At 63.6% G+C, this 19,495-nt stretch carries 15 protein-coding genes and 3 pseudogenes; 8 read left to right on the forward strand and 10 right to left on the reverse strand.

The window, feature by feature from the left end:
- The first annotated feature begins 102 nt into the window (after positions 1 to 102).
- From QCE73_RS20660 to QCE73_RS20670, 3 genes are all read left to right on the forward strand, one after another.
- Positions 103 to 777, forward strand: coding sequence for an antibiotic biosynthesis monooxygenase (locus QCE73_RS20660; RefSeq protein WP_309883346.1), 675 nt, complete (start codon positions 103 to 105; stop codon positions 775 to 777).
- A 71-nt stretch (positions 778 to 848) separates the two neighbouring features.
- Entirely contained in the window at positions 849 to 2,369 is a 1,521-nt protein-coding gene (locus tag QCE73_RS20665; RefSeq protein ID WP_309883347.1) for an MFS transporter, read from the forward strand.
- An 11-nt stretch (positions 2,370 to 2,380) separates the two neighbouring features.
- A complete protein-coding gene (locus tag QCE73_RS20670; RefSeq protein WP_309883348.1) occupies positions 2,381 to 3,496 on the forward strand; it encodes an HlyD family secretion protein in 1,116 nt (371 codons plus the stop codon).
- Here QCE73_RS20670 and QCE73_RS39435 read toward each other — a convergent pair.
- The 3 genes and pseudogenes from QCE73_RS39435 to QCE73_RS20685 form a co-directional block, all read right to left on the reverse strand.
- Positions 3,478 to 4,668, reverse strand: a pseudogene (locus QCE73_RS39435) (DUF4178 domain-containing protein); the annotation flags it as partial. The gene QCE73_RS20670 and the pseudogene QCE73_RS39435 overlap by 19 nt on opposite strands.
- Positions 4,669 to 4,675: 7 nt before the next feature.
- Positions 4,676 to 5,695, reverse strand: a complete 1,020-nt coding sequence (locus QCE73_RS20680; RefSeq protein ID WP_309883350.1) for an SPFH domain-containing protein — start codon at positions 5,693 to 5,695, stop codon at positions 4,676 to 4,678.
- A 70-nt stretch (positions 5,696 to 5,765) separates the two neighbouring features.
- Positions 5,766 to 6,152: a DUF350 domain-containing protein gene (locus QCE73_RS20685; RefSeq protein ID WP_309883351.1), complete on the reverse strand. Its 387-nt coding sequence runs from the start codon at positions 6,150 to 6,152 to the stop codon at positions 5,766 to 5,768.
- Between the two features lie 120 nt (positions 6,153 to 6,272).
- On the opposite strand from QCE73_RS20685, the gene QCE73_RS20690 reads away from it, so the two are divergent.
- From QCE73_RS20690 to QCE73_RS20710, 5 genes and pseudogenes are all read left to right on the forward strand, one after another.
- Entirely contained in the window at positions 6,273 to 7,787 is a 1,515-nt protein-coding gene (locus tag QCE73_RS20690; protein WP_309883352.1) for a polyamine aminopropyltransferase, read from the forward strand.
- A pseudogene (locus QCE73_RS20695) lies at positions 7,787 to 8,293 on the forward strand (NAD(P)-binding protein); the annotation flags it as partial. The gene QCE73_RS20690 and the pseudogene QCE73_RS20695, both read left to right, overlap by 1 nt.
- A pseudogene (locus QCE73_RS20700) lies at positions 8,290 to 8,454 on the forward strand (DUF1302 family protein); the annotation flags it as partial. The pseudogenes QCE73_RS20695 and QCE73_RS20700, both read left to right, overlap by 4 nt.
- 67 nt (positions 8,455 to 8,521) lie before the next feature.
- The gene (locus QCE73_RS20705) at positions 8,522 to 10,882 is read left to right on the forward strand and encodes an efflux RND transporter permease subunit (protein ID WP_309883353.1); all 2,361 of its coding nucleotides are present in this window, start codon (positions 8,522 to 8,524) and stop codon (positions 10,880 to 10,882) included.
- Positions 10,883 to 10,891: 9 nt separating this feature from the next.
- Positions 10,892 to 11,887: a YCF48-related protein gene (locus QCE73_RS20710; RefSeq protein ID WP_309883354.1), complete on the forward strand. Its 996-nt coding sequence runs from the start codon at positions 10,892 to 10,894 to the stop codon at positions 11,885 to 11,887.
- A gap of 52 nt (positions 11,888 to 11,939) precedes the next feature.
- Here the strand turns inward: QCE73_RS20710 and QCE73_RS20715 are convergent, their stop codons facing one another.
- The 7 genes from QCE73_RS20715 to QCE73_RS20745 form a co-directional block, all read right to left on the reverse strand.
- Positions 11,940 to 12,473 carry a DUF1097 domain-containing protein gene (locus QCE73_RS20715; RefSeq protein WP_309883355.1) on the reverse strand — a complete coding sequence of 178 codons (534 nt, stop codon included), beginning with the start codon at positions 12,471 to 12,473 and terminating at the stop codon, positions 11,940 to 11,942.
- Between the two features lie 50 nt (positions 12,474 to 12,523).
- Positions 12,524 to 13,579, reverse strand: coding sequence for an aromatic ring-hydroxylating dioxygenase subunit alpha (locus tag QCE73_RS20720; RefSeq protein ID WP_309883356.1), 1,056 nt, complete (start codon positions 13,577 to 13,579; stop codon positions 12,524 to 12,526).
- 12 nt (positions 13,580 to 13,591) lie between these two features.
- Entirely contained in the window at positions 13,592 to 14,551 is a 960-nt protein-coding gene (locus QCE73_RS20725; protein ID WP_309883357.1) for a PDR/VanB family oxidoreductase, read from the reverse strand.
- Between the two features lie 43 nt (positions 14,552 to 14,594).
- Positions 14,595 to 15,440: an alpha/beta fold hydrolase gene (locus QCE73_RS20730; RefSeq protein WP_309883358.1), complete on the reverse strand. Its 846-nt coding sequence runs from the start codon at positions 15,438 to 15,440 to the stop codon at positions 14,595 to 14,597.
- Complete coding sequence (locus QCE73_RS20735; RefSeq protein ID WP_309883359.1) at positions 15,437 to 15,853, reverse strand: RidA family protein; 417 nt, start codon at positions 15,851 to 15,853, stop codon at positions 15,437 to 15,439. The genes QCE73_RS20730 and QCE73_RS20735 overlap by 4 nt, the downstream gene beginning before the upstream one ends.
- A gap of 92 nt (positions 15,854 to 15,945) precedes the next feature.
- Positions 15,946 to 17,706 (reverse strand): hydantoinase B/oxoprolinase family protein, encoded by a 1,761-nt coding sequence (locus QCE73_RS20740; RefSeq protein ID WP_309883360.1) that lies wholly within the window; start codon positions 17,704 to 17,706, stop codon positions 15,946 to 15,948.
- On the reverse strand, positions 17,699 to 19,486 hold the full coding sequence (locus QCE73_RS20745) for a hydantoinase B/oxoprolinase family protein (protein WP_309883361.1): 1,788 nt from the start codon (positions 19,484 to 19,486) through the stop codon (positions 17,699 to 17,701). Before QCE73_RS20745 ends, QCE73_RS20740 begins: the two co-directional genes overlap by 8 nt.
- Positions 19,487 to 19,495: the final 9 nt, after the last annotated feature.

The following is a 19,495-nucleotide window of genomic DNA, read 5'->3' on the forward strand; positions in this document are numbered from 1 at the left end:
TTCAACAACGAAGCCTCGTCGCCGACAATAAAGCTACGCGATGCGCGGCGAATATCGCCCCATCGATTTACATCGTTTCACTAACTAATTTAAGAGCCTCACATGTTCTCTGCCATGCTGGAAGTCAATCCCGTTCCCGAGCAATTCGACGCCTACCTCGGCATGGCGAAGATGCTGCGGCCCGAGTTAGAAAAGATCGATGGCTTCATCGACAACATGCGCTACGCGAGCCTGACCCGCGACGGCTGGCTGCTGTCGTTATCGAGCTGGCGCGATGAGAAGTCGCTCGTGCGCTGGCGTACCGAGGCAAGGCATCACAAGATCATGCAGGCCGCGCGCGATCGGGTATTCGCGGACTATCGCCTGCGTATCGGTCAGGTCGTCGCGGACACGCATATTCCCGAAGGACAAGCGTTGCTGGAACAGCGTCTGGATGTCACGGAAATTGGCGAAGGCAAGGCCGTGACGCTGCTCGATGCGAGCCGCAAGCCCGCGTGGATAAAGCAGGCCGGCGCGCGAGGCGTCGCTGAATCGCTGGGGCTCGATCTGGCCGCGCCCGGCCTCGTCGCGTGGGATGTATTCGATGCGCTGCTCGCGCCTGGAAACGTCATCGCCGTGGCGACGTGGCGCGATCAAACTGCCGCCGATGCGTTCTCACGCGAAGCCACGCTGCCAAGCGATGTGCGCCTGCGCCACATTCGCGTGATCCGCGAGTACGGCATGTTCGATCGCCGCGAAGCGCCGCAGTACTTCGAAGAGGCACAACGCCGGATGTGATGAGCACGCATATGAACACGACCGATTCCGTTCTGGACGCACCTCGCGAGATAACCGCCGAACGCGCGCCCATGAAACAGCCCGCGCTCTCGCGGCGTCTTGCCGCTGGCCTGATCGGCATGCTGCTCGCGTCCCTGCTCGCGATACTGAACGAACAGGTCACGGCATTCGCGATGGCCGACATCCAGGGCGCGCTCTCGATCGGACACGACGACGGAACCTGGCTCACCACCTTGTTCGAAGCGGCCAACGTCGCGACGATGGTCTTTGCGCCGTGGTTCGGCATCACGTTCACGCTCAAGCGATTCACCATCGGCGCCGTACTGGCCACGATGTTCTTCGGCGTACTGTGTCCGTTCGCGCCGAACCTTCCGGCGCTCTATACGTTGCGCGTGCTGCAAGGCATCGCCGGCGGTTGTCTGCCGCCGATGCTCATCATCGTGGCGCTGCGTTATCTGCCGCCGAAGATCAAGCTATACGGGCTTGCCGGATACGCGATGACCGCGACCTTCGGGCCCGCGCTCGGCACGCCGCTCGCCGCGTTGTGGACCGAGTATGTGAGCTGGAAGATGGCTTTCTGGCAGATCGTGCCGCTCGGCGTGGTGAGTTGCATCGCGATCCGGCAAGGTCTTCCCGACGATCCGCTCAAGCTCGAACGCATCCGCTCTTTCAACTGGACGGGGTTTCTCACCGGAGGCCCGGCCATCGCGATGCTCGTGATCGGCCTGTTGCAAGGCGATCGACTGGACTGGCTGAATTCGGATTTCATACGCGTGATGTTCATCGGCGGAACTGCGTTGCTGGCGGTGTTTCTCGTCAACGAATGGTTCCATCCGGTGCCGTTCTTCAAGCTCCAGTTGCTGTCGCGAAGAAACTTTGCGCACGGACTCACGACGCTCGCTGGCGCCGTGATCCTGCTGGTCGGCGTGGCCGCGATACCAGGGCAGCATCTCGCGAGGATTCACGCATACCGGCCGCTGCAAGCGGCGCCGCTGTCGTTGCTGGTCGCGCTTCCGCTCCTGCTTGCGCTGCCATCGACGGCCGCGCTGCTGAACCTGAAGCGCGTCGATTCGCGCTGGGTGATGGCGGGCGGCCTGTCGCTGATGATCGCGACCTGCCTGATGGGAAGCTTCATGACCTCCGAATGGATCCGCGACAACTTCTATCTGCTTCAGTCCTTGCAGATCGCCGCGCAACCGATGGTGATTCTCGCGATCCTGATGGGCGTCACGACGGGTTTGCCGCCGACCGAAGGCCCCTTCGCCTCCGCGATGTTCAACTCGCTCAAGACCTTCAGCGCCGCTGCGGCGACCGCGTTGATCGAAGGGCTCGGCACGGCTCGCGAGCGTTTCCATTCGACCATGCTCGTCGATCAACTCGGCAATCGGGCGCTCGTCACGAGTCAGGGCATCGACACTGCCAGTGGTCTCAGCGAACTCGCCCATCGCGTGCATGAACAGGCATTGGTGCTGATGTCCGCCGATCTCTATCGCGTGATGGCGTGTGTTGCCATCGCGCTTCTTCTCCTCGTTCCGGTGTTGCCCGTGCGGATCTTTCCGCCGTGGACCGCTACGCCGCCCTCTTCCCACTAAGGGAGGCTTTCATGTCATCCATCATCCGCTCTCGTTCCAGACTCGTTCGCATTGCAACGCCGATGATCGCGCTCGCCGTCGTCGCGTGGGCGGGCGTCAGGCTACTTTCCGATTCGACCAGCCAATCCACGAACGATGCCTATGTTCAGGCCGATTTCACGCTCGTCGCGCCGCGCGTCGCCGGCCAGATTGCCGATGTGCTCGTCGACGACAATCAATCGGTCAAGGCGGGCGAAGTGCTGGTGCGCATCGACGATAGCGATTTCCGCGCGGCGCTGATGAGCGCGCAGGCCGACGTGAGCGCGGCAAGCGCCGCCGTCGCGAACTTCGATGCCGAAATCGCGCGGCATCCGTCGCTCGTCGATCAGGCGCGCGCGACACTGCGATCCGACGACGCCGCCATCGAGTTCGCGCGGGCCAACGCATCGCGCTATCAGAATCTTTCGGACACGGGCGCGGGCACCGCGCAGGAGCAGCAGCGTGCGGCCAGCACGCTCGCGCAGCAACTCGCGCAACAGGCCCACGACCGCGCCGCGCTGACCACGACCGAGCAAAACCTCGACGTGCTGCGCACCCAGCGCGACAAGGCGGCAGGCGCGCTGGCGCGCGCCGAAGCGGCGCTCGTGCAGGCGAAGCTGAACCTGTCGTACACGGAGATTCACGCGCCCGTCGACGGCAAGGTCGGAAGGCGTTCCGCGCGCGTCGGCGCATTCGTCACGGCGGGCGCGCCGGTGCTCGCCATCGTTCCGCTCGCGGATGCTTATGTCGTCGCCAATTTTCAGGAGAACCAGATCACGAAGATGCGGCCCGGCGAGAGCGTGCGGATCAGGATCGACAGCTTTCCCGGCGTGGTCATCAAAGGCCGTGTCGATAGTCTCGCGCCCGCCACCGGCGTGAATATCCACGGCAAGACCCCGAAAATGCCGGAGGATAACGAATCGTCGGACGAGCTTGGCGTGCTTTCCGACAACGCTGTCCCATCCGTTTCTCTCACTTCGTCAGCGCGATCCAGACCCCGCTTGCCAAAGCGTTCCGCGATCTTTTGGGCGGGAATGCGCGTGCTGCAGGACCAGACCAACTCGTGCGCGCTCGACTCCGAGGTAATGCGGTTGCCGGAATCGCGCTGATAGTCCGTTAGCTGTACCTTGTCCCCTACCGCAGCGCGCCAGTTGAAAGCGCCCGTCGCGTAAGTGATCTCGGATTCGTACGCTTCTGCCTTACTGAAAACCTTGGTTTCGAACCGGACACGATCTGCATCGAGGACCACCGGCCAGCGATTGAGGACCCTCACCCGATCCCAGCCGTCGTCGCTGTGAACAAGCCAAAAGAACCCGCGTATGGGGTGAAACAGAAGATATTCATCCCAGGTCCACCCGCGCGCAGTATCACGGCAACGCATGAGGCCCAGCACCGCATACTCGGCCCCATCGAAGATAGCCTTGTCGCCTAGTGAAAGCGCGGTCTCCACGCTTTCCGCTTCGCTGTGTTTCGAGAACACCTGAGCTTTGTCACCGGTGCAATCGATGCCCGTGTGACACGTTCCACAGCTGACGAAATCCGCGAGGCCCGCAACGAACGAAACCGGAGCGCCACATTTCGGGCAATCGAAAGGCACGACATCGCCGCGATATCGCCCGGCCGACTCGCGGATCTCCATTTCGTCGCGCAGCCCCTGACAGCCCAGCCTATCGAGCTCGACTGCCGCACCACGATAGACAACCGGCCTCCCTCCTTGCTCGGATACACCGGCGTCAGAGTAATCGAGCGTGGCGAACGCATCGTCGCAACGGCAGTCAACGACCCGCGCGACCCAGCCATCGCCGATATGAAACGGCAACTCTCCCTCGCCGCCGCTGCACTGCGCGGTGCGAATGTCCGACGCCTGATACAAGACCTCGCCGAGCCGGATCGCAACACCGGGCTTGATCTCCTCGAACGCGGGAAACGTAGCCTGCGACAACAGATCGTCACGCGCAGTCATGACGTAGTCGCCCGATGCATCGGATAGCCAGGCGTCGCTCCCGTCATCGCAAGCGCAATACCACTCATTCCAATACCCAGCGCTGTAGCGCAACTGGATCCGGCCGACGACCGTGAACGCTCGGCCCTCATACCGCCCCGTCACGCCGATACGAATCGGCGAGTAGTCCTCGAGAGCCTCGGTCATCGCGCCGATGCGCTCGAGTGCGTCGCCGCTCTTGAGCAGCGTACTGCGGCAATACGGGCAGATTGCCACTACTGCCGACGCGGCGCGGAATTCGACATCCGCACCGCATTGAGCACAAACAGATCGGAACATCGTGAACTCAGCCCGTCAACTTCTTCAGGATCTCCGCCTTCGCAGTCTCGTATTCCTGCGTCTCGATCAGACGCTGATCGAGCAAGGACTTCAATTGCGCGAGACGCTGTGCGAAATCGACAGGCACCGATTGCGTCGACATATTTACGGGCGTCGCCTGAGCGGCCGACGCGGCATTGAGACTCTGCGCCATGGCCGCACCGAGGCTTGCGCCCGCCGCGATACCCGCACCCACGCCGGCAATCCCGCCTTCGTTTTGTGCCGCGAGCGGGATGGCCTGCGCGGTCTGATACTTTGTGTAGGCGTTCATGTCCCCGATCATGCCCATCGAGATCCGTGCGTCGAGCGTGCGCTGCAGTTCGTCGGGCAGCGACACGTTTTCGACGGCGAATGAGTCCAGCGCGACGCCATAGCGCTCGAATACCGGCGCAAGCTCCGTCGTCATTCGTGCGGACAACTGGACCTGACTGGCCGCCATGTCGACAAACGGAATGTCCGCGCTGCCAAACGCCGCGCTCATGGATTGCACCACGAGGTTACGCAACTGGTTTTCGAGATCGTCGACGGTGAACACGTCGCGCGTGCCGCTGATCTCCCGATAGAACTTCCCGGCATCGCTCAATCGATAAGAGTAGATACCGAAGGCGCGCATCCGCACCATGCCGAAGTCCTTGTCCCTGATCGTGACGGGTTGCGCGGTTCCCCAGCGTCGCCCAAGCTGCAGACGCGTGCTGAAAAAGTACACGTCGGATTTGAAGGGAGACTCGAACAGTTTGTCCCAGTTCTTGAGGTAAGTCAGCACCGGCAGCGTGCGCGTGGTGAGTTGATGCAGACCCGGCCCGAACACGTCGGCGACTTTGCCTTCATTGACAAAGACCGCCATTTGCGACTCTCGGACGGTCAATTGCGCGCCATAGCGGATTTCGGCGTCTAGCATGGGATAACGCCACGCGAGTACGCCTTCCGCGTCTTCTGTCCATTGCAGGATATCGACAAACTGCTTGCGTAAAAATAACCCGAGACCCATCGACGCGTAACCTTTTATGAAATTTGACTTCGTAGCGGATTGATTCAATACGGCAGCAGACCTGGCGCATTTAACTGAGACACGCGGCGTTAACCACGCCGACTGTCAGTGAAACAGCCCCCATCAGCCCACCCATCGCGACATTGTTATCCTCGATTGCGCGGTCCATGCCGGGCAGAATGCGCGCGAGCACCGCATGTGCGAGGAGTTGCACAATGAGCGCGCCCACGGCCCACGCCGTCACCAGCGGCAACGTTGCAAAGTGAACGACGCTCGACGCCAGCGTGAGGCTAAAACCCAATAATGCGCCGCCTAGCGACAGCACCGCGGCCACGTTGCCGCCGCGGATCAACGCGAGTTCGTCGAAAGGCGTGACCTTGATATAAACTCCGGCGAACCCAGCCAGCAGAATAACAGTCGATACCAGATGGACTGCATACGAATAAGCCTGCTCCATGTTTGTCTTTCACCCGCCCCGCAAAAGTGACATTTCCTGACAATTCAATCTCAATAATCGCAGCACTCCAGCGATTCGCGCAGAGTATATCCAGTGTCATGCTTTTCGCCCATCGGAGACGTGGTGCATAAACGCGTTCTCGTTTTATCCACACTGGTCGTCTCGACATGCGGGCTCGGTTATGAACTGATCAGCGGCGCGCTTTCGAGTTATCTGCTTGGCGATTCGATCCTGCAGTTCTCGACGGTGATCGGCTGCTATCTGTTCGCAATGGGCATCGGCTCGTGGCTGTCCCGATACATCGAGGACGACGATGTGCTCGACCGCTTCGTCGATATCGAATTGCTGGTGGGATTGCTGGGCGGCATTTCCGCTGCCGCGCTGTTTGCCGTGTTCGCGTGGCTGTCCACGCCGTTCCGAGCGGCGCTCTACGCATTTGTGCTCGTGCTGGGCGTACTGGTCGGCATGGAAATCCCGCTCGTGATGCGCGCTTTCCATCAACGCCGCGAGACCTTCCGCGATACGGTGAGCAACGTGCTCACCTTCGACTATCTCGGCTCGCTGGCCGTATCGCTCATCTTCCCTCTCGTGCTGGCGCCGCGGCTCGGTCTGCTGCGCACAGGCTTCCTGTTCGGCATACTGAACGCCCTCGTCGCGCTCGCCACCACTTATGTTTTCCGCACCCAGTTGAGTGCGGTGCCGCAGAAAGTGCTGCGCGCCTCTCTCGTTATCGGGCTGCTCGCGGCCGGGTTCGTCGCGTCGGAGCGGCTCTCTCATTGGGCCGAACATGGGATTTTCGGCGACGAGATCGTACATGCCGAGACCACGCCTTATCAGCGCATCGTGCTCACGCAATGGCATGACGACATGCGCCTGTACCTCAACGGCAATCTTCAGTTCTCCTCGCGCGACGAGCATCGCTACCATGAGGCGCTGATCCACCCCACTTTCGAGGCGCTACCGTGGGCGCGTCACGTGCTGGTGCTGGGCGGCGGCGACGGTCTCGCGGTGCGCGAGATCCTGAAGCACAAGGAGATCGAGCACATCACGCTCGTTGACCTGGACCCGGCGATGACGCGGCTCTTCTCGACCTCGGCTCCGCTCGTCAAGCTCAATGGCGGCTCGCTGAAGGACCCGCGCGTGAGCGTCATCAACGACGACGCGGTGCGCTGGCTGGAATCCAATACGAATGTATTCGATGCGATCGTGGTCGATTTTCCCGACCCGACGAACTTCGGTATTGGACGCCTCTATTCCGTTCCGGTATATCGGTTGCTCGCACGGCATCTGGCAGAAAAAGGCTATGCGGTCATCCAGTCGACCTCGCCCTACTTCGCGCCGCACGCATTCTGGACCATCGTCGCCACGTTGCACGAAGCTGGACTCAACACGTGGCCGTACCACTGCTACGTACCGTCATTCGGCGACTGGGGCTTTGTGATTGTCGGCAAGCGCGCGGACTTCGCAGTGCCGACGCGTTATTCGGTTGCCACACGCTGGCTCGATGCCCAGACTGCCGCCGACATGTTCCATTTTCCAGCGGACATGCCGGCGCTGCCCATGGCGCCAAACCATCTTAACGACCAGCCGCTCGTGCGTCATTTCGACGAGGACTGGAAACACGTGTTGCGCTGATGAACCGACGCACTTTTCTGCTTGCGTCAGCTTCGGCGTCGCTCGTCGCGTGCGGACGCAGCGGCTGGCTCGAGACGACGCCGGCCGTCGGCTACCCCGGCATGCGCGAAGGTCACGCACTACGCGATCGCGCCACGCTGCCGCCACCATCGGCCGTCCACACTGTCGACGTGGCGATCCTCGGCGCGGGAGCAGCCGGCCTTTCCTGCGCGTGGCAACTCGCGCGCGCGGGACACCGAGACTTTATGGTCCTGTCCGGGCCGGAGTATGGAGGCAACTCGGCTGGCGGGACATTCGGTGATCTTGGCTACCCCAAGGGAGCCCATTACCTGCCGCTGCCTTCCAAAGAATCGACGCACTTGCGCGATATGCTGAGCGACCTCGGGATCATCGAAAGCGGCGCATTTACCGATCGTCCGACCTTCGACGAACGCGTGCTGATCCACGCACTCGACGAGCGGCTGTATCTGAACGGCCGATGGCAGGACGGGCTGGCCCCTGCTACATGCAGGGCGCGAAGTCGATCAACGTCTATCTGCTCTTCAACCATAACCCGACGACGTGGCAAGGCGGCATCAACTTCACGGCGTTCTTCGGCGGCAACTCGCTTTCGCAGCCGTATGCCGATCGCAACTTCGTCGGCCTTTTCGCGACTCGCAATTTCTAGGCGTTTCGTATGCATCCGGACTCCACGCCCGGATGCGCCGCCCAGTCCAATTAAATGAGGACGTCTCATGCTAAGCAGGTTGATCGGTCGCCTGGAGAATCAGCTTTTTCGTCATCGCTTCGTCGTGTTGCTGGCCCTTGCGCTGCTGACGGCCACCATGGGATGGTTCGCGATCCAGCTTCGGATGGACGCGGGCTTCGAAAAGCAGATTCCCGTGGGGCACGAATACGTAAAGACGTTCCAGCAATATCGCAACGAACTCTTCGGCGCGAACCGGCTGACCGTGGTGGTCAAGGCGCGTCACGGAACGATCTGGACCAAGGCGGGGCTGACGCGCCTCTACAAGGTCACGCAGGCGGTGATCCTGCTACCCAACGTCGATCGCCTGGGCGTCCAGTCGCTCTGGACGCCCAACTCGTTCGTCAACGAAATCACCGAGGAAGGCTTCCGCAGTCAGCCGATCATCTCCGGCACCCTGACCGACGACACGCTGACCCCTGACGATGTCGCGAAGATCCGGCGCTCCACTTCGGACGGCGGCTTCATCGGGTCGCTCGTCTCACGCGACCAGACCGCCGCGATGATCACGGCGGAGATCAACGAAACGGGCGCGGATGGCAGGAAGATCGACTATGTGGCGTACAACCACATGCTCGAAAAGCTGCTGCGCCAGCCCTACGAGGACGGCGACTATGAAATACAGATCATCGGCTTCGCCAAGCAGATCGGCGACATCGCCGACGGCGCGAGTTCGGTGCTGGTGTTCTGCGGGGTGGCGCTCCTCCTGACCGCGCTCGCGGTCTACTGGTATTGCCATTCGGTGCGCTTCACGGTTCTTCCGGTCATGTGTTCGCTCACCTCGCTCGTCTGGCAGTTCGGCGCGCTGCGCTTGCTGGGCTACGGACTGGACCCGCTCGGCGTGCTCGTTCCTTTTCTCGTCTTCGCGATCGGCGTATCGCACGGCGTGCAGCAGATCAACTACATCACCCGCGAACTCGGCCACGGCAAGTCGTCGATGGAGGCGGCCAGGCTCAGCTTTTCGGGCCTGTTCGTTCCCGGCACATTGGCGCTGCTGACCGCGCTGGTCTCGTTCGTCACGCTGCTGCGCATACCCATTCCGATGATTCGCGAACTCGCGATCACCGCATCGCTCGGCGTGGGCTTCAAGATCGTCACCAATCTCGTCATGCTGCCGCTCGTCGCGTCGTACTTCACCTTTTCGCGCGAGTACGCCGACAAGGTGTTGAAGAAGCGCGAGCAGCGCGTCGGATGGCTGCGTATCCTGGCGCGCGTGGCCAGGCCGCGCAATGCGGTGATCGTGCTGGTGGCGGTCGGCGCCCTGTTTGCGACGGCGGTCTGGGAAAGCCGCGACCGCGTCGTCGGGACGCTTCAGCCCGGCGCGCCGGAACTGCGGCCCGAGTCGCGCTTCAACCGCGATGCGGTGTCGATCGCGAGCAGCTTCGACGTAGGGCTCGACTGGTTGTCCGTCGCCGTGGAGGCGCCGGCCGGCTCATGCGACAACCCCGCCGTCGGCACCTTCGACGATCAGCTCGCCGATTCCCTGAGACGCGTACCGGGCGTGGTGTCGGTCGCGTCATACCCGGCGATGCTCCGCCAGTACAACGAAGGCTATAACGAGGGCAATCCGCGCATGAGCGCCGTGCCGATCGACCCGGTGAACTACGCGGCGCTCTCCGCCGAGATCGGGCGCGTGCGCGGCTATCTGAACAAGGATTGCAGCATGACGGCCATCCATGCATATCTCAGCGACCACAAGGCCACCACCATCAGTGCCGTCATCGCGGCCGTCGTGAAGTATCGCGACAGTCATCCGACGCCCGGCATCAAAGTGCGGCTCGCCGCCGGCAACGCCGGCTTGCTGGCGGCAATCGACGACGAAGTCGAGAAAAGCGAGTTGCCCATGATGCTGTATGTCGGCGCGGCGATCGTCCTGCTCGTGTTCTTCGCATATCGCGACCTGCGCGCGGTCATCGCGTGCTGTCTGCCGCTCACGGTGGGAACCTTCATCGGCTACTGGTTCATGAAGAAATTCGAGATCGGCCTGACGGTGGCGACCTTGCCCGTGATGGTGCTGGCGGTCGGCATCGGCGTGGATTACGCGTTCTATATCTATAACCGGTTGCAGGCTCATCTCGGCGCCGGCGAGGAGATCGTCCGGGCGCTCGAACATTCCATTCTCGAAGTGGGTATGGCGACGATATTCACGGCCATCACACTCGCCATCGGCGTCGCGACGTGGAGCTTCTCCGCGCTCAAGTTTCAGGCCGACATGGGCAAGCTGCTCGCCTTCATGTTCATCGTCAATCTGGTCATGGCGATGACCGCCTTACCGGCGCTCGCAGTCGTGCTGGACAGGCTGTGTCCGCGCCGCAAGCCGGTTCGGCCGCCCAGCGTATTCAGTCATTGAGAGGCGAACATGAAGAGATATCCTTTCGGCAAGACGTTCGCGGCGCTCTGTATTGCGTCGGCCATTCCGGCGCTCGCGACAGTCGCCGTGGCAACCGCCGGCACGGACCAGGCGCGCCCTGAACTCCGCGTTCAGCCCGCCGAGCAACTGACGACCGCGACGCGAACGCAGATCCTCGCGGCCACGCGCGCCGGCAAGCGCATCGTCGCGGTGGGCGATTTCGGCGTGGTGCTGCTGTCCGACGACGATGGCGCCACGTTTCGGCAGGCGCGCTCGGTACGCGCGCGCTCGACGCTCACGTCGGTCACGTTCGTCGACGATCGCACCGGCTGGGCCGTGGGTCACTGGGGCACCATCCTGAAGACGATCGACGGCGGAGAAACCTGGACGCTGGAGCGCTCCGATGTCGCGAGCGACCGGCCGCTCTTCTCCGTGCACTTCAGGAATGCGCGCGAAGGATTCGCCGTGGGCCTCTGGTCGTTGCTGCTGCACACCATCGACGGGGGCAACACCTGGACCGAGGTCAAGGTCCCGCCTCCTCCGGGATCGACGAAGGCCGACACGAACCTGTATCGCATGTTCGCGACCGCGCGAGGCACGCTCTTCATCGCGGCGGAACAGGGACGAGTCCTGCGCTCTACCGACGGCGGCGCATCGTGGCACTACCTGAATACCGGCTACGCGGGATCGTTCTGGACCGGCACGGCCACCAGAGACGGCACGACGATCGTCGCGGGTTTGCGCGGCACGGTCTACCGGAGCACGGATGACGGCGAGCATTGGCAACGCGCCGCGACATCGCTGCAAGGCTCGATCACCGATATCGCACAGCTCGAAAACGGCGACATCGTCGCCGCCGGTCTCGATGGAGATGAGTACACGAGCCACGACGGCGGCGTGTCGTTCCAGGGCGTGCAACGCACCGATCGCGCCGCACTGACCGCCGTGTCGGCTGCATCGGGTTCGAAACCCGTCTGGTTTTCCAAGGACGGACCTGTCAGATAGACGTGTCCGCCGCGATCTTGCATCGGCGGCGGCGTTCCCGAATCATGCGCACCTATCGCGACTGGCTCACGAGGCGCGGACCCACGATGAGCACCCAGCCCGCAGCAGCGCCGATAAAGCCGGCCGTCGCCAGGCTGACGAACGCCATGGTATCCGGGCCGAGTCCGCTTGCGAAGTAAGCGGTCATCCCGAGAAAATAGCCCACGATGCTGTCGAGCAGCGTGAGTTGCGCAAGCATCGCGACGACCACCAGCAGGAATACGACTACCGGCAGCGCGAAGACCCCGAGCACGGGCGCGAGACGATCGACGCCGACAAGCCCCGCCATACCCAGCAGATAGCCGATCAGCAGGCAGCAAACCGCCACCGCCCCGGCACGCACGCTGCCGCGCCCCGAGCCGAACGCAGTCCATCCGATGAACATCATCCAGACGGGCAACGACAAAATCGCGCTCGCCTGTGCCGCCAGCGCCGCGACCAGCGACACGAACACGACGGTCGCGGCGAACTGTCCGCCGCGTGCCGCATTGGGTCGCGTGTCTCGCGCTTCGGCCGGAGCCGCCTGACTCGTCTGTTCGTCGTTCATCGTCATTCTCCAACTGTCATGGATAAAACCACCCGCCTACGTCCCGCAACTCACGAGACAGCCTGCTCGCCGAGCCCGAGCCTTGCCAGCGCCCGCCGATATTCGATAGACATGCGATCCGCGGGAATGTGGATTTCATCGCGCAAATCGAGCGGCAACTGATTGGGAGACTGCGCTTCCACTTGCGGCGCATCTTCCGCATTGATCCGCATCGTGTAGTCGATCAGCGCTTGCGCCGGCGTGAGCCGGCTTTCATCCACCACGACCTGGAAAATCCGCGTCGACGTCGCGCTGACCGGCGATGCGATGTCGTAAATCCGGTAGACGTGCCCGGTCTTCGGATCGAAGACCTTGACCGACGATGCGAACGGCAACGTCAGTTCGTAGGAATAGACAGCGTGCCGATAGACCGGCGCGGCATCGGGATTCGAGTCGTCGGCATAGCGAACCTGTTCGGTGACGTCGGCCTGAAACGACAGCCGCGTCTCCGATATCGATACGTCGTACGGCGCGATGGCCTCTTCGGGTCCGCCGAAGGTGCCCGTGTGCACCCACGGCACATGGCAGATGTCGTTGAAGTTCTCGACATGCCGCGCCGCCGACGACTGCCACGTGCTCGTCGGCACCATCGCCACGGTGCCGCTGCCGTCTTCGATGGCGGGCCATTCGGGCAGGCCGGCGCGTGGCGTCGATGCGAGGCATACCCAGACGAAGCCATAGCGCTCCGTGCACGAGTACGTCTGCAACCGCAGCTTGGCCGGCACCGGAGAACCGGCGGGCAGCGCCGGAATCCGCACGCACACGCCCGCGCAGTCGTAGTGAAAGCCGTGGAAGCCGCACACGAGCACGCCGTCCTTGATCGAGCCGAGGCTCAGCTTCCCACCGCGATGACTGCATACGTCCCGCGCCGCCCTCACGCCCTCCGGCGTTCGGTAAAGGACCACGGGCACGTCGAGCAGGCGCGCGCCGGCCGGCTTGTCCGTCACCTCCGACGACAGCGCGACCGGATGCCAGAACGCCGCCAGCACGTTCCAGTCGGATTCGCTGAAGCCTGTGTTCGACGGCATCGCCGGCTTGGCCTGCGTATTGTTGACAGGGAGAAACATTGTCTCGACTCCTTAAAGATCCAGCGTGAGTGTGGTGCCGGGCTTGCCGCGCGACACGCAGATCATCATCCTGTCGCCGCACGCCTGTTCCCGTGGCGACAGGCAGTAGTCGCGATGTTCGATGTCGCCACCGAGCACGGTCGTCCGGCACGTGCCGCAGATTCCCTGCTCGCAATTCAGCGGCGGCTCGACGCCGTGTTCCCGAAGCACGTCGACGATGCTGCGATCGGCCGGCACGGTTGTCTCGACCTTGCTGCGCGCCAGTACCAGGTTGAAGCTCGCCGCGCTCGGTTCCGGTGCGGCGGGCGCGGCGAAATATTCGGTGTGCAGGGTGACGTCATGGCGCTCGCCCACCGACGCGGACACGGCCTTCATGAAGCCCGTCGGTCCGCACAAATACACGTGCGCGCCCGCAGGAATGCCTTGCGTGAGTCGCGCCGCGTCGAAGCGTTGATGAGGCGGCCCGTCGTCGAGATAGAGGCTGACTTGTTGCCCGAATGCGGCATGCTTCAGTTCGTCGCGGAAGGGCGTTCGCGCGAGCGAGCGCGTGGCGAAATGCATCGCAAACGCGCGGCCTTCGCGTGACAGGCGCCGCGCCATCGCCAGGAGCGGCGTCACGCCGATGCCGCCCGCGACCAGCACCGCCGGCGCGTCGACGTCCGCGAGCGCGAATGCGTTGCGCGGCGCCCCGACCGAGATGCGGCTGCCGGCCTCCACTGCGTCGTGCATGAACGCCGAACCGCCCCGGCCATCGACGACTCTCAGCACGGCGATCACGTACCGGTCGCGATCCGCATCGTCGTTCAGCAGCGAATACTGCCGCACCGCTCCGGTCGGCAGATACACGTCGATGTGGGCCCCTGCTTCGAACGAAGCCAACGGGCCGCCATCGGGCCGCACCAGTTCGAATGAACGAATCCCGTCGGCTTCGTCGATGACGCGCCTGACTCTTAGCTCCATCCTGTCGTTCATGACTCACATCCTCGGATTCGATCGCGGCGCCGGTCGGCTTGTGTTACGTCCGTCTCTCCGGGCCGACGATCGAAGCCCCCGCCTTGCGCTCGCCCGACAGGAACGCGGATAGCGCGGCCGCGAACGCCTCGGGCGCTTCGATGTTGCATAGATGGCCCGCGCCCTCGATGACCGTCAGCCTGCTTCCGGCAATGTGCTGCGCGAGATACTCGCTTTCGGACAGCGCGAACACGCGGTCATCGTCACCGGTGACGACGAGCGTCTCCACCTCGATGGACGGCAGCGCCCGACGAAAATCGGTCGTGACGAGCGCGCGCAGCGCCTGTTTGTACGATTCCGGCCGCAATGCGATGAGCGACAGGCGCAGCCGTTCGCGAATCGCGGCATCGGCTCTTTTGCCGGCCAGCACATCGACGAGACCCGGCGCGATATCGGCAATCGAATGGCCCGCCTCCAGCGGCCTGAGCCGCTTCGCGAGGAAGTCCTCGCGTTCGGCCGGCGTGAGCAGATTCGCTCCGGCGCTCGTCGCCGCGAGCGTGAGCGTCGCGACGCGCTGCGGACAACGCATATAGAAACTCTGCGCGATGAAGCCGCCCATCGACAGACCGACGATATGCGCGCGCTCTGCGCCGAGATGGTCGAGCAAGGCTTCGAGGTCGAGTGCGAAATCGTCGAAGACGAGTGTCTCGTCGGGGTCGTCGCTGTCGCCGTAGCCGCGGGCGTCCCAGGCGACGCAGCAATAAGCGCCGCCCAGCCGCTCCAGTTCGCCTCGCCAGTTGGAACGATTCCCGCCGACGCCGTGCAGAAACACGACGAGCGGTCCGGCGCCGGCGCGCTCGTATGCGAGCCGCACGCCGCCGCGGTGGTAGTGACCGGTCGAGATGTTCATCTGAGGCCGTCCGGCAGGACAGCGATCGCCTCGATCTCGATCAGGACGTTCGGATAGATCAGCCCCTCCACCTGCACGCCGGTGCTCGCGGGCCTGTACGCGCCGAAATATTGCTGGCGCACGGCCCAGTAATCGGCGGTGACGTTCTCGGTGAGTTCGCAGGCGAAATAGGTGGTCAGCTTGACGATGTCGGTCATCTTGCCGCCGGCGCGTTGCAGGATGGCCCGAATGTTGTCGAAGCACTGATGCGCCTGCGCGCTCAGGTCGCCCTCTCCCACGAGCCTCCCGTCCGATCCGAGCGCGATCTGGCCGGACAGAAACACCGTGTTGCCTCCTCGAACGGCGGGTGCGGGCGGCATCGCGTGCTCCCAATCCCATTCGGGCCGGATAGAAACGATATGGTTGTTGATCATTTTTTCCCTTGGAATGCGGACATCGCTGCCGCCGCGGCGGAGCGCGTGCGGCAGCCGTTTCGGAGTGCGTCGTCGCGTGCCGGGCGCGCGTGCTATTCGGCTACGGGCACCGCGCCCCGCAGTCGCGCACGCAACGCCCGCGTCTCGGCGAGATCGACACGCGGCGCGTCCGTCTCGACGATCACGACGCCGTAGTCATCGAATGCGCTGTCGGGCGAAACGTATTCGTCGAGCACGTCGCGCAGGACCAGCTCCGGGTCGCGATCAAGCGGATCGCCCCAGCCGCCGCCACCCTGCTTGCGCGCGAACACGATCTCGCCGGGCTGCTGGAAATAGCTTTCCCGCGCGATGTACACCGGCTCTTCGTTGGGCCCCGTGTAGTCGAGCACCACGAGATTGCCGACGCTTTCGCTGCCGCCCGCGAAGCCTTTGAGCGGATAGCGCGAATGCTGGACCTGGAAGTGATTGCCGACCGCATCCGTGGTGGCGCGCCGCTGCATCAGGTGCGCCGGAGAGCCGCGCCAGCGGCCGGGCGCGGCGGTGTCGATGCCGTACTCGTTCTGCAAATAGAGGAACGGGAACAGCACTTCCATCAGTTCGAACGACGGAATCCGCAGCGACCCGTGAGGCGCCGCATAGCCGCCCCATCCGTCGGCGCCATACGCGCCGCCGCTCGACACGGGCGCGGCCGAATAGTCGAAGCTGATGTAAAGCTCGCTGTCGTAGCGCTTGTTGAGGCCGAAGATCACATCGATGGTCAGGTCGATGAACGCCGAGCCGGTGCGCTCCGGCACGACCTTCTCCAGGGCTTTCATCGTCGCCTGACCGATGTCGTTGCCGATGCAGAGCGTCGAGTTGCCGACCGGCGCCGGCGAATACGGATTCACCACGGTGCCCTTCGGCAGATGGACCTTGATCGGCCGGAAGAACCCCGAGTTCACGGGAATCCCCGCCATCGCTACCGAGAATTCGGTATAGACCCACGACAAACTGTTGCCGGGCGCGCTGTTGATGAAGCCCTGCGTCTGCTCGTGCGTGCCCGTCAGATCGACCGAGCAGGTGTCGCCTTCCACCGTGATCGCCACGTCGACGTTGATGTCCTCGCCGCCGCCGAAGTCATGATCGAGAATGCTCTGGCCGCGATACACGCCGTCGGGCCATGTCGCGATCACGGAGCGGACTTGCTTCTCGCTGTAGTCGAGCAGGTAGCCGATCGTATCGATGATGGTTTCGAGGCCGTACTTCTCGATGAGACGCAGGATCCGGTCTTCGCCGACCTTGCACGAACCGATCATCGCGTTCAGATCGCCCATCATCGCGTCGGGCAAGCGATTGTTCGCGCGCAGCAGGTCGACGACGTCACGCCGCATCTCGCCCTTCTCGCAGATCTTCATCGGCGCGAGGCGGAAGCCTTCCTGCCAGATCTCGTTGGCCTTCGAGTTGTAGCCGCCCGGCACCGGTCCGCCGATCTCCATGAAGTGCGCGCGCACCGCCGGAAAGAAGACCGGCTTGTTGTTGTAGAAGATCGGCTTCATCACCGTCCAGTCGGGAAGATGACTCCCCCCGAAATACGGATCGGTCGCGATGATCATGTCGCCTTCGTTCAGGTTGTACTTGAACTCGCGCAGCATCGCCTCGACCGAGGTCAGCGAAGCGTAGATGTGGACCGGCTGCGAATTGGCGCGCGCGAGCAGATCGACCTGCGTGCCGCGTGCATAGAAAATGCCGGTCGAATAGTCGTGAGCTTCGGAGAAGGCCGGCGAGACCGATGTGTTTTCCATCGTCTTGCTGATTTCTTCGGAGACCGTCTCAAGGTATTGCCGGACGATCTCGGCGGTGATCCTGTCAACCATGTTCGCGCTCCCGGATTTCAGTGAGTGCAGCGTGTACGCCGCGGATGAGCTCGGTCGCGCGGTGATCGAGCGTCAGCGATTCGGGGTCGATCTCCACGCCATAGCGCTGGCGCGCGGACTCGACGCTCACGAGCCCGTCGACGACATCGGTCAGCACCTGTTCGGGCGCGCGCGCATACGGGTCGCCCCAGCCGGTCCCGCCGCCCATGACGACGGTGATCGTCGCATCGTCCTGCAACGGCCAGCCGGTGAGGACATCGAGGACATCCAGTTCCTTTTCGCCGATGCTGCGAATCTCGACTGCATTGCCGCTTCCCGCCTGCCCGCCATGCGGCGCGAGCCCGCTCCCCGAACGCGGAACGACGACGGCGCTCAGCCGCAGTTCACCTGCCGGCGGACGCGGAAGCGAGATGACCGCGCGCGTTCCCGGACTTCCCCGCTGTGTGCCGGGACCGCCGGAATCGGTCGCGTATTCGAATTGCTCGACGCGTCCGCCTCGCCCCGCTTCGTACAGTTCGACCGAAGGCAGCGGCACGCGCGCCGCGATACCGGGCAAGCCCCAGCCGTCGTGCTCGGCGGTGGCGTCGGTGTCGCCCAGCGCAAAGTTGGAGAAGTCGAACATTTCCGCCTGCTCGACGGTGCGGCCGTGACGGGCGAGGTGATGGATGGAGAACAGCAGCATCGCGTTCGACGTGACGCGTCCGCCGCGTCCCGGCAGCGCAAGATCGATCGCGGCGCAAACGGCCTCCGCGATCTCGCAGCCGGTATGCTGCAAGCCCCATCCCGTCGGCGCCGGGTAGCGCGGATTCACGAGCGTTCCCTCCGGCGCGATCACGTTCACGCAGCGCATCGATCCGGCATTGCACGGCACTTCGCCGCCGAAGGCCACGATGAGCGGCAGGACGGCAAACGTCGAACTCACGGACCGGCTCGCGTTGACGAATCCCGGCGACTGCGCATCGGTGCCGGAGAAGTCGATCGTCACCGTGCCGTCGCTTGCGCTCAGCGCCACGCGCACGGTTGCGTCACGGCCGCCGTGAGCGTCGTGTGCCAGCACGCCACGCCCTTCATGGCGACCGGGAGGAAGCTGCTCGATCAGCGCGCGCATGCGCCGCTCGGAATAGTCCAGCACCCAGCCGACCGCCGCCAGCAACGGCTCGCGGCCGTAGCTGTCGAGCAGGCCGCCGAGGCGCGCCCGGCCGATCTCGGCTGCCGCCATCATCGCTTCGATGTCCAGTCCGAACGCCACCGGATTGCGGCTATTGAGCGAAAGAGTTTGCAGCAGGTCGCGGCGCAGCTTGCCTTCCCGCACGAGCCGCACCGGCGTGCAGCGCGCGGCTTCCGCCCATAGCTCGGTCGCGCCCGGGTCGAGATTGCCGCGCACGTTGCCCGCGAAATCCTCCGTGTGACCGCACACCGCAACGTACAGCGTGATGGAATCGCCGTAAGAGACCGGCGCAACCAGCGTGAAGGTTTGCAGTCCCGCGCCGCCGCCATAGGGATCGTTCGTCAGCAGCATGTCTTCGGCGGACAGGTCGTACTGGAAATAGTCGATCACGGTGGCGGCCGTCATCGCCATCGGATACATGTAGAGCGGATTGCTGACCGCGATCAGTTGCCCTTCTTCGGTGAACAACGCGGTCGCGCAGCGGCGCGATACGCCGATGGTCGGCGAGTACGCCGTGTTGGCGAGCGTCGCTTCCATCTCGGCGACGACAGCCTCGAACTTGCTGCGCAGAATCGCGGCGGAAACAACGTCCTGTCTGGGTGGCATCGTCATGGCTTCCCC

Source organism: Caballeronia sp. LZ029 (assembly GCF_031451275.1).
In the GTDB taxonomy this organism is placed as follows: Bacteria; Pseudomonadota; Gammaproteobacteria; order Burkholderiales; family Burkholderiaceae; genus Caballeronia; species Caballeronia jiangsuensis.

What these genes read in the sequence shown, in the direction of transcription:
- QCE73_RS20660 (WP_309883346.1), top strand. Translation starts at nt 103, where the DNA reads ATGTTCTCTGCCATGCTGGAAGTCAATCCCGTTCCCGAGCAATTCGAC.
- QCE73_RS20665 (WP_309883347.1), top strand. Translation starts at nt 849, where the DNA reads ATGAAACAGCCCGCGCTCTCGCGGCGTCTTGCCGCTGGCCTGATCGGC.
- QCE73_RS20670 (WP_309883348.1), top strand. Translation starts at nt 2,381, where the DNA reads ATGTCATCCATCATCCGCTCTCGTTCCAGACTCGTTCGCATTGCAACG.
- QCE73_RS20680 (WP_309883350.1), bottom strand. Translation starts at nt 5,695, where the DNA reads ATGGGTCTCGGGTTATTTTTACGCAAGCAGTTTGTCGATATCCTGCAA.
- QCE73_RS20685 (WP_309883351.1), bottom strand. Translation starts at nt 6,152, where the DNA reads ATGGAGCAGGCTTATTCGTATGCAGTCCATCTGGTATCGACTGTTATT.
- QCE73_RS20705 (WP_309883353.1), top strand. Translation starts at nt 8,522, where the DNA reads ATGCTAAGCAGGTTGATCGGTCGCCTGGAGAATCAGCTTTTTCGTCAT.
- QCE73_RS20710 (WP_309883354.1), top strand. Translation starts at nt 10,892, where the DNA reads ATGAAGAGATATCCTTTCGGCAAGACGTTCGCGGCGCTCTGTATTGCG.
- QCE73_RS20715 (WP_309883355.1), bottom strand. Translation starts at nt 12,473, where the DNA reads ATGAACGACGAACAGACGAGTCAGGCGGCTCCGGCCGAAGCGCGAGAC.
- QCE73_RS20720 (WP_309883356.1), bottom strand. Translation starts at nt 13,579, where the DNA reads ATGTTTCTCCCTGTCAACAATACGCAGGCCAAGCCGGCGATGCCGTCG.
- QCE73_RS20725 (WP_309883357.1), bottom strand. Translation starts at nt 14,551, where the DNA reads ATGAACGACAGGATGGAGCTAAGAGTCAGGCGCGTCATCGACGAAGCC.
- QCE73_RS20730 (WP_309883358.1), bottom strand. Translation starts at nt 15,440, where the DNA reads ATGAACATCTCGACCGGTCACTACCACCGCGGCGGCGTGCGGCTCGCA.
- QCE73_RS20735 (WP_309883359.1), bottom strand. Translation starts at nt 15,853, where the DNA reads ATGATCAACAACCATATCGTTTCTATCCGGCCCGAATGGGATTGGGAG.
- QCE73_RS20740 (WP_309883360.1), bottom strand. Translation starts at nt 17,706, where the DNA reads ATGGTTGACAGGATCACCGCCGAGATCGTCCGGCAATACCTTGAGACG.
- QCE73_RS20745 (WP_309883361.1), bottom strand. Translation starts at nt 19,486, where the DNA reads ATGACGATGCCACCCAGACAGGACGTTGTTTCCGCCGCGATTCTGCGC.